1 protein-coding gene, 1 tRNA gene and 3 pseudogenes are annotated in these 1,858 nt (G+C 49.2%); 4 read left to right on the top strand and 1 reads right to left on the bottom strand.

What is annotated here, in order from left to right; genetic code table 11:
• The 4 genes and pseudogenes from QZ506_RS11865 to QZ506_RS11850 form a co-directional block, all read left to right on the top strand.
• Positions 1-224, top strand: a pseudogene (locus tag QZ506_RS11865) (IS5/IS1182 family transposase); the annotation flags it as partial.
• Positions 225-282: 58 nt separating this feature from the next.
• Positions 283-942, top strand: coding sequence for a LysE family transporter (locus QZ506_RS11860; RefSeq protein ID WP_291971282.1), 660 nt, complete (start codon positions 283-285; stop codon positions 940-942).
• An 82-nt stretch (positions 943-1,024) separates the two neighbouring features.
• A tRNA-Gly gene (locus tag QZ506_RS11855) sits at positions 1,025-1,098 on the top strand.
• 165 nt (positions 1,099-1,263) lie between these two features.
• Positions 1,264-1,638: pseudogene (locus QZ506_RS11850) on the top strand (tyrosine-type recombinase/integrase); the annotation flags it as partial.
• A 56-nt stretch (positions 1,639-1,694) separates the two neighbouring features.
• On the opposite strand, the pseudogene QZ506_RS11845 reads toward QZ506_RS11850, so the two are convergent.
• Positions 1,695-1,858, bottom strand: a pseudogene (locus QZ506_RS11845) (IS481 family transposase); the annotation flags it as partial.

Genomic DNA, 1,858 nt, shown 5'->3' with positions numbered 1-1,858 from the left:
TTGCAAATCAGCGCATTAGCGGTAGTAACGATATCTGGAAAAAGAAAGTGGGCTATCACCGGCGCTCAGTGGCTGAAACTGCCATGTTCCGGTTCAAAAGGCTTCTGGGTGGTCATCTAAGTCTGAGAGACTACGATGCTCAGGTGGGTGAAGCAATGGCCATGGTCAAAGCGCTTAACCGGATCACGCTATTAGGAATGCCGAACAGTATTCGCATCACGTAACAATCGACCAGTATGGGGCGCAGTCGTTACAAGTTCTGATTTATTCAACAAAGCCGGTATTTTGCTTTCCCTCTCGCTGTGCTTGGATTTGGGGATGGTGAATACGGAGATCATTAACCGAGGGATGCGTGATGGGCCGCGCGCCACGTTTGTGATTGGCTTTGGTTCCTGTTTTGGCGATCTGGTTTACGCGGCACTTTCTGCGTTTGGTTTAGCGGTTATCTTTACTGCGCTGCCGGTACGCTGGGCGCTGTGGATTGGCGGCGGTGCCATTCTGCTATGGATGACCTGGAACATGGCGCGCATGGCCTGGCGTGATTATCAGACGCAACGATTAGCGCCTGTGGACGCGGATGTGATTGATCTTCCAGCAGTAACAAAACTGTTTCGCGGCTACGATTTTCTGAGCGGTATGGGGATGGCGCTGGCATCACCGACCGCGCTGCTGTGGTTTGCAGCGATTGGCGGCTCGATTATCGCGCAGTCAACTGACGGCTCAACGCTGATGGTGAGCGTATTTCTCAGCGGTTTCTTTATCGGTGGATTACTGTGGACGCTGTTCCTAGCAGGTATGATTAAGTTTGGCCGACAGGCGCTACAAGGGCGGCTGACCTTTTACTGCTATGTCATCTCGGCACTGCTGTTTGCCTATTTTTCTGTGCAAGTTATCTATCACGGCTACCAAACGCTGCTGATCCCGCTGACTCTGGCTGACTGATTGCTCAATACGCCAGCACTTTCGCCGGGTTTTTGCTTGCCCGGCAAGCGGATAGCGCTATAATGCCCAACGCACACCTGATGCGAGTGTAGTTCAATGGTAGAACGAGAGCTTCCCAAGCTCTATACGAGGGTTCGATTCCATTCACTCGCTCCAAACATACTTCTCACAACGTACAATAAAGTCAACTAACCCCGGATACCACAAGCATTTCCTCACATTCTGATTATCTCAACGTCTACTACGTTCTACCCAAATCTATACGATAATGTGTATAAGTGATGTGTATAGGCCATCAATTTTTCTTCGGAGATATACACAATGCCCCTCACAGACCTTGAGCTACGGCGTTCTAAGCCGAAAGACAAGCCTTATACACTGAATGATGGTAATGGGCTTTCTGTTCTCGTTGAACCTAACGGCTCGAAAGGTTGGCGTTTCCGTTATCGCTTTGATGGCGAGCCAAAAATGATTTCCTTTGGAACTTATCCCACCATTTCCTTAAACGATGCCAGGCAGAGGCGTGATGAAGCTAAAAAGCTGGTGGCCTCGGGTATCAATCCCAGTGATGCGAGAAAACAGGAAAAACGCGCCCGACAAGAGATAGCTGGAAATACTTTTGAGGGGATCGCAAGAGAGTGGTACGAAAAGCGTTTTGATAGATGGTCTGCCTCATACGCAGAAGAGATGATAAAATGTACTAGCTCAGACCTGATCTGACAGTTACCGATTATTTATACAGGTGTGTCAGATTACATCTGGTTCAGATTCTTTTCTGCCCAGATCCGTTTTCCATCGAGTAAAGTGGCCATCGGCGTACGCCCGCAGCACGTTTTTCCCTGATGGGTTCGCTCATTATTGTAATGCCACAACCAGTTGTCCAGATCTACCTGCAGGCTTTCCAGGTCTCCATATA

This window comes from Candidatus Symbiopectobacterium sp. (genome assembly GCF_020054415.1).
In the GTDB taxonomy this organism is placed as follows: Bacteria; Pseudomonadota; Gammaproteobacteria; order Enterobacterales; family Enterobacteriaceae; genus Symbiopectobacterium.
The sequence above is the reverse complement of the archived record's forward strand: the minus strand, read 5'-3'. Positions and strand labels throughout refer to the sequence as shown.